This window comes from Aurantiacibacter xanthus (assembly GCF_003584015.1).
Classification (GTDB): Bacteria; Pseudomonadota; Alphaproteobacteria; order Sphingomonadales; family Sphingomonadaceae; genus Alteraurantiacibacter; species Alteraurantiacibacter xanthus.
In genome coordinates, this window is the sequence record NZ_QXFM01000041.1 from 1 (window position 1) to 7,286 (window position 7,286).

The window sequence follows — 7,286 nt, forward strand, 5'->3', positions numbered from 1 at the left end:
GGCCTCTCGCCCGAGGAGGCCGCGCTGTGGGACAGGGTGGCTGCCAGCGTGACGCCGCTGCACCCGGTCCGCAAGGTTGCACCCAAGCCGGTCGTTCCGATGCCCGAGCCGCCCAAGGCCCCGGTGCGCAAGGTCAAGGGTCGTGTTCCGCCCGCTCTGCCGCCCAAGGCCGTGCCCGCACCGCCGCCATCGCCCGCACCGGGCCTCGATTCACACTGGGAGCGGCGCCTTGCCCGCGCTGCGATCGCGCCTGATTTCACGCTCGACCTGCACGGCCATACGCTCGAACAGGCGCATGCGCGGCTTGATAGCGGGCTGATGCAGGCCAAGGAGATGGGCGCGCGCATGGTGCTGCTGATCACCGGCAAGCCGCGCGCCGAGGCTTCTGCCGACCGGGGCGACAGACGCGGGGCGATCCGCGCCAAGATCCTCGACTGGCTCGCCGCCGGGCCCCATGCGAGCGACATCGCTGCCGTGCGCAAGGCACACCGTCGCCACGGAGGCGAGGGCGCGCTCTATCTGGTGCTGCGGCGGCAGCGCTAGAGTCTGATCCACCTTGCTCCCTTCCCCTTGGGGAGGGGCGGGGGGTGGGGGCTCGACGCTCGTTAGCGCAGAACCCCCATCCCAACCCTTCCCCACAGGGGAAGGGCTTTGCCAATCGCGCTGACCCCGCGCAAAAAGGCCCCGGCATTGCTGCCGGAGGCCTCTTTCTCGTCGGTATGCTCAGCCGTGGTACTTGGCGTAGGTGAGGTCGAAGCGGTCGGCTTCCATAACCTTGGTCCAGGCCTTGGCGAAGTCCTCGGCGAACTTGGCCGCGCTGGTGTCCTCGGCATAGACCTCGGCAATGGCGCGCAGCTGCGAGTTCGAGCCGAACACGAGATCGGTGCGCGTGGCACGCCACTTTTCCGCGCCGCTTGCGCGGTCCTTGCCGACGAATTCCTCGTCGCCGCTATCGTCCACCACCTGCCACTTCGTGCCCATGTCGAGAAGGTTCACGAAGAAATCGTTGCTGAGCACGCCCGGTCGATCGGTCAGCACGCCGACGCCGCTGCCATGCGTGGGGTGGGGCGTGACGGCACCCAGCGCCCGCATCCCGGCCACCAGCACCGCCATCTCGGGCACCGACAGGCCGAGCAATTGCGCCCGGTCGATCAGCATGTCCTCGGTCTTCACGTCGGCCTTGGTCTTCAGGTAGTTGCGGAAGCCGTCCGCGAAGGGTTCGAGCGGCTCGAAGCTTTCGGCATCGGTCTGCTCTTCGCTCGCATCGCCGCGCCCGGTGCTGACCTTGACGCTCACCGCATGACCGCCGTCCTGCGCTGCCTTCTCGACCGCCGCCGCGCCCGCCAGCACGATGGCATCGGCCATCGACAGGTTCCCGCGCAATTCGTCGAGCTTTGTCAGAACATTGGCCAGTTCTTCCGGCTCGTTGACCGCCCAGTCCTTCTGCGGCGCGAGGCGGACATGCGCGCCGTTGGCACCGCCACGGTTGTCCGAGCCGCGGAAGGTCGAGGCCGAGGCCCAGGCCGCCTTGACCAGCGCGCTCGCCGACAGGCCCGAGGCCAGCACCTTCTCCTTGAAAGCGGCGACATCGGCCTCGCTGGCAGGCGTACCGGCGGGGACCGGATCCTGCCAGATCAGGTCTTCGGCGGGGACGTCCGGCCCGAGGTAGCGCACTTTCGGCCCCATGTCGCGGTGGGTCAGCTTGAACCAGGCGCGGGCGAAGGCATCGTCGAGCGCGGCCTGATCGTCGCGGAAACGCTCGGAGATCTTGCGATAGTCCGGGTCCATCTTCAGCGCCATGTCGGCCGTGGTCATCATGGTCGGCACCTTCTTGGAAGGATCGCGCGCATCGGGCGCCATGTCTTCCTCCGACTGGCCCACCGGCTGCCACTGCTTCGCGCCCGCCGGGCTGGTCACCAGCTCGTAGTCATACTTGAACAGCAGGCGGAAGTAGTCGCCGCCCCACTGGGTGGGGTTGTTCGACCATGCACCCTCAAGTCCCGAGGTGGTGATATGCCCGGCGGCGATATCCTCGGCATTGGTGCTCCAGCCGAAGCCCTGCATTTCGAGCGCGCCACCTTCGGGCGCACCCGAAAGCTGATCGGGCGGGACCATGCCGTGGGTCTTGCCGAAGGCGTGGCCGCCAGCGGTGAGGGCAACGGTTTCCTCGTCGTTCATGGCCATGCGGGCGAAGGTCTCGCGCATGTCGCGGGCCGATTGCAGCGGATCGGGATTGCCGCCGGGGCCTTCGGGGTTCACGTAAATCAGGCCCATCTGGATCGCGGCGAGCGGGTTTTCGAGCGCCTTGCCCTCATCGGGGATGATGCGCGTTTCCACGCCCTCGTCGACCCACTTCTCCTCGCTGCCCCAGTAGACCTTCTCCGGCTCATAGACGTCCTTGCGCCCGCCGCCGAATCCGAACACCGGGCCGCCCATGCTTTCGATGGCCATATTGCCGGTGAGGATGAACAGGTCGGCCCAGCTGATGTGCTTGCCGTACTTCTTCTTGATCGGCCACAGCAGGCGGCGCGCCTTGTCGAGGTTGCCGTTGTCAGGCCACGAGTTGAGCGGGGCGAAGCGCTGCTGGCCGCTGGAGGAACCGCCGCGCCCGTCGCCGGTGCGGTAGGTGCCCGCGGCGTGCCAGGCCATGCGGATGAAGAACGGGCCATAGTGGCCATAGTCGGCCGGCCACCAGTCCTGGCTGTCGGTCATCAGCGCCTTGAGGTCGGCTTTCAGCGCATTGTAGTCGAGCGCGTTGAAAGCTTCGCAATAGTCGAAGTCGGCGCCCATCGGATCGGGCGACTTGCCATCCTGCGTCAGCAGTTCGAGGTCGAGCGCGTCGGGCCACCAGTCCTTGTTGGTGCGGCCCAAGAGGCTACGCATTCCGCCGTTGTGCATCGGGCAACCGCCCAGCGAACCTGTCTTTGCGTCCATGATCAATCTCCTGCGGCGACTCTTCGCATGAGCCGCTTTCTGAAAAGAGAATGCGCGGATCCGTATTATAGGTCCAACCGATTGATTGGGCTTTAGTGATCGGATTGGCCGTTCAGTGAGCCTAGCGTAGGACAATGACGCCCAAACGAAAAACCCGCGCCCGTCAGGTGACAGGCGCGGGTTCGTTTTATGTCCGGTCGGATCGTGTCAGGCGGCCTCGGCGATCTCTTCCGGGTTGGCGTTACGGATCAGGAAGTCGAACGCGGAGAGCGCCGCCTTGCTGCCTTCACCCATGGCGATGATGATCTGCTTGTAGGGCACCGTGGTGCAGTCCCCCGCCGCGAAAATGCCGGGCAGGTTGGTCGCTGCGTGGCTGTCGATGGCGACCTCGCCGAACTTGCTCAGCAGCAGGCCGCTGTCCTTCAGCCACTCGGTGTTGGGCACGAGCCCGATCTGGACGAACACGCCTTCCAGCTCGACCGTGTGCTCCTCACCGCTGGCGCGGTCCTTGTAGACGAGGCCGTTGACCCGTTCGCCGTCGCCTGTGACCTCGGTGGTCTGGGCGTTCACGAGCACGTCGACGTTCTTCATCGAGCGCAGCTTGTCCTGCAGCACCTGATCGGCCCGCAGCTTGGTGTCGAACTCGACCAGCGTGACATGGCCGACGATCCCGGCAAGGTCGATCGCCGCCTCGACGCCCGAATTGCCGCCGCCGATCACCGCCACGCGCTTGCCCTTGAACAGCGGGCCATCGCAGTGCGGGCAATAGGCGACGCCGCGGTTGCGGTATTCGAACTCACCCGGCACGCCGAGGTTGCGCCAGCGCGCGCCGGTGGAGAGGATCACGGTGCGGGCCTTCAGCGCCGCGCCGTTTTCCAGTTCAACCGTGTGATAACCGCCCGTCTGTTCGGCCGGGATCAGCTTCACCGCCTTTTGCAGGTTCATCACGTCGATGTCGTATTCGGCGACATGCGCTTCGAGCTGGCGGGCGAGCTTGGGGCCTTCGGTGTAGGGCACCGAGATGAAGTTCTCGATCCCCATGGTGTCGAGCACCTGTCCGCCGAAGCGTTCGGCGGCGATGCCGGTCGCAAAGCCCTTGCGCGCGGTGTAGACCGAAGCTGCCGCACCCGCCGGACCGCCGCCGACCACGAGCACCTCGAACGGAGCCTTGTCGGCGATTTTGGCCGCCGTGCGGGCGCCGGCATTGCTGTCGAGCTTGGCGAGAATTTCCTCGACGCTCATCTTGCCGCTGGCGAACATTTCGCCATTGAGGAAGGTGGCGGGTACGGCCATTACGCCGCGCTCTTCCACTTCCGCCTGGAACGCGCCGCCTTCGATCAGGGTGGCGGTGATCTTCGGGTTGTTGAGCGCCATCAGCGTGAGCGCCTGCACCACGTCGGGGCAGTTGTGGCAGCTCAGCGAGAAGTACATCTCGAATTCGTATTCGCCCTCAAGCGCGGCGATCTGTTCGAGTACCTCGGCCTCGACCTTGGGCGGGTGGCCGCCGGCCCACAGCAGCGCGAGCACCAGCGAGGTGAACTCGTGGCCCATCGGCAGCCCGGCAAAGCGGACCCACTTCGAGGCGTCGGACGCGCGGCGGATGATGAAGCTGGGCTTGCGGGCGTCGTCGCCGTCGAAGCTGGCGCTGACCATATCGTGCAGCGCGGCAATCTCTTCGAGCAGTTCGCGCGTTTGCGCCGATTTCGGGTCATCGCCGAGCGAGGCGACCAGTTCGATCGGTTCACGCAGGTTGGCAAGATAGGTGCCGAGCTGCTGGGTCATGGTGGCGTCAAGCATGCCTGATCTCCTTCAGAGCGGGGCGATGGAAAAAGGGGAGGGGGGGAAGCGCGTTGAAGGCCCGGGGCGAGGGGTAGGGGGGGCAACCCCGGGCCTTCTTGCGACCCGAGCCCTGCAACAGGGCCGGGATGTGCGCGGCGGGCCTAGCGCCCGCCTGCGCCGCATGCGGTCGGATTTACCCGACCGACAGATATTGTCGATCCGTTAAATCTTGCCGACGAGATCGAGCGAGGGGGCAAGGGTTTCCGAACCTTCTTCCCAAGCCGCCGGGCAGACCTGACCGGGGTTGTTGCGGACGTACTGCGCGGCCTTGATCTTGCGGGTCAGCTCGGTGGCGTTGCGGCCCACGCCTTCGCAGGTGATTTCCATGATCTGGATCACGCCGTCGGGATCGACCACGAAGGTCGCACGGTCGGCAAGGCCCATTTCCTCGCGCAGAACGCCGAAGTTCTTGCTCAGCGTGTGGAGCTGGTCGCCGAGGAAGGCATACTTGAGCTTGCCGATTTTCTCCGAGGTGTCGTGCCAGGCCTTGTGGCTGAAGTGGGTGTCGGTCGAGACGCCGAACACTTCCACGCCCATGCCTTGCAGTTCGTCGTACTTGGCGCCGAGGTCTTCGAGCTCGGTCGGGCAGACGAAGGTGAAGTCGGCCGGATAGAAGAAGAACACCGCCCACTTGCCGGCGATGTCGGCCTCGGTGACGTCGAAGAAGTCCTTACCGGCCTGAAATGCGGTGGCCTTGAACGGTTTGATGGTGCTGCCGATGATACCCAAGTGTCTTCTCCTGATTGGACTGCTGGTGTTGAACTCGTGCAGTCCAGATAGCGATGGATTGCGCTCAGAGAAGCGGGTTGTTGCGATTTGCTTGATCGAGAAATTCGATAAAACGTGATTTGTGTGAGAGGTTGGGGCGATTTTATATGCGTCGGCCTCGCGAAGCTGGATTTCACCGACCGCTGCGCTAGACATTGTATAGGCTCGGATCACGGGAGAGGTCGGCCATGGCAACAGGTGCGCACGAGGCGGGCGGCATGGTTGCGCCCGCATGGCGAAGCCGATTCCGGCCCAGCTTTCACTTCTGGCTGGTGCTGGCGATGTGCTTTTTCGTCTTCGCCGGGTTCGGGCTGCACTCGGCGTTGCCCGCCTTGCAGGGCCGCTTTCCGCCCGCGCCACCGGTTGTGCATCTGCATGGTCTGGTGTTCGTTGGCTGGATGCTGCTGCTCCTCGCGCAGACGAGCCTTGTCTGCGCTGGCAATGTGAAGCTGCACCGCTCGCTGGGAATGTGGGGCATTGCCCATGCCACGGCGGTGCTGCTGATCGGGCTGCTGATCCAGCTGGTCGCCTCGCGCGCGGGGATGGACGCGGGGCGCGATCCTGGCACCGATGGGCTCTATCTCGGGGTGCTGGCGGTGATCGCCTTCGGCGTGCTGTTCACCGCCGCGATCCGCAACCGGCAGCGGCCCATGGTCCACCGGCAGGCGATATGTTTTGCGATGCTGCCCGTGTTGCCGCCGGGAGTGAACCGGTTCTGGTTCAACGTGCTCGCGCTCGACGATCCGATCCCGACCTTCTGGCTTTACCTCACCTTGTGGACGATGGCCGGCGCGCTGCTGGTCTACGAATGGCGCAGCAGCGGGAGGATCAACGGCTGGTCGCTGTTTGGCGCGGGCTGGATTTTCGCGCAGGGCATGGTGCACGAGGCGGTTGTCGGCACCGCGTGGTTCAGCGAGTTCTCGCGCGCGCTGCTGGAGATGAGCCGCTACCGGTGATTCGCTTCGCCAGGCGATAACGGTCGCACCGCGACCGCAAGGCCGACCGGCTGCCCGCAGGTGCCCCGCAGCGAAGCGGAGGGATCAGCACCGAGGACGCTCGCCCGGATGGGCGAGCGAAACTCAACCAACCTGCCCCCGGTGCAGCAGCTTCTGGTCGGCCAGCACCAGCGCCATCATCGCCTCGACCACCGGCGCCCCGCGAATGCCGACGCAGGGGTCATGGCGGCCCTTGGTGCGCACCTCAGTTGCCTCGCCGTCGCTGGTGATCGAGGCGCGCGGGGTGAGGATCGAACTGGTCGGCTTGAACGCCACCCGGCACACCACCGGCTGGCCGGTCGAAATACCGCCCGCGATGCCGCCCGCGTGGTTGGCCAGAAACTCTGGACCGTTTTCGCCGGGGCGCATTTCGTCGGCGTTTTCCTCGCCGGTGAGGCGTGCAGCGGCAAAGCCGTCGCCGATTTCGACCGCTTTCACCGCATTGATGCTCATCATTGCGGCGGCCAGTTCGCTGTCGAGCTTGGCATAGAGCGGTGCGCCCCAGCCCGCCGGAACGCCCAGCGCCACGCACTCGACCACCGCGCCGAGCGACGATCCGGCCTTGCGCGCATCGTCCACCAGCACCTCCCAGCGCTTGGCGGCCTCAGGGTCGGGGCAGAAGAACGGGTTGTTGGCGATCTCATCGAAGTCGATCTTCGCCCGGTCGATGGCGTCGCCGCCGATCTCGCAGACATAGGCGACGATGCGCACTTCCGGCACCACCAGCCGCGCCACTGCGCCCGCCGCCAC

At 65.8% G+C, this 7,286-nt stretch carries 6 protein-coding genes; 2 read left to right on the forward strand and 4 right to left on the reverse strand.

The window, feature by feature from the left end; translation table 11 throughout:
• A partial coding sequence (locus D2V17_RS04430; protein WP_119591919.1) for a Smr/MutS family protein occupies positions 1 to 543 on the forward strand: 543 nt, incomplete at its 5' end.
• Between the two features lie 180 nt (positions 544 to 723).
• Here D2V17_RS04430 and katG read toward each other — a convergent pair.
• The 3 genes from katG to ahpC form a co-directional block, all read right to left on the reverse strand.
• The gene (gene katG, locus D2V17_RS04435) at positions 724 to 2,934 is read right to left on the reverse strand and encodes a catalase/peroxidase HPI (protein ID WP_119591920.1); all 2,211 of its coding nucleotides are present in this window, start codon (positions 2,932 to 2,934) and stop codon (positions 724 to 726) included.
• A 207-nt stretch (positions 2,935 to 3,141) separates the two neighbouring features.
• On the reverse strand, positions 3,142 to 4,731 hold the full coding sequence (ahpF, locus tag D2V17_RS04440; protein WP_119591921.1) for an alkyl hydroperoxide reductase subunit F: 1,590 nt from the start codon (positions 4,729 to 4,731) through the stop codon (positions 3,142 to 3,144).
• A 204-nt stretch (positions 4,732 to 4,935) separates the two neighbouring features.
• A complete protein-coding gene (gene ahpC / locus D2V17_RS04445; RefSeq protein ID WP_119591922.1) occupies positions 4,936 to 5,502 on the reverse strand; it encodes an alkyl hydroperoxide reductase subunit C in 567 nt (188 codons plus the stop codon).
• 227 nt (positions 5,503 to 5,729) lie between these two features.
• On the opposite strand from ahpC, the gene D2V17_RS04450 reads away from it, so the two are divergent.
• Positions 5,730 to 6,497 (forward strand): hypothetical protein, encoded by a 768-nt coding sequence (locus D2V17_RS04450; protein ID WP_119591923.1) that lies wholly within the window; start codon positions 5,730 to 5,732, stop codon positions 6,495 to 6,497.
• 123 nt (positions 6,498 to 6,620) lie between these two features.
• On the opposite strand, the gene aroC is transcribed toward D2V17_RS04450, so the two are convergent.
• A partial coding sequence (gene aroC / locus D2V17_RS04455; protein ID WP_119591924.1) for a chorismate synthase occupies positions 6,621 to 7,286 on the reverse strand: 666 nt, incomplete at its 5' end.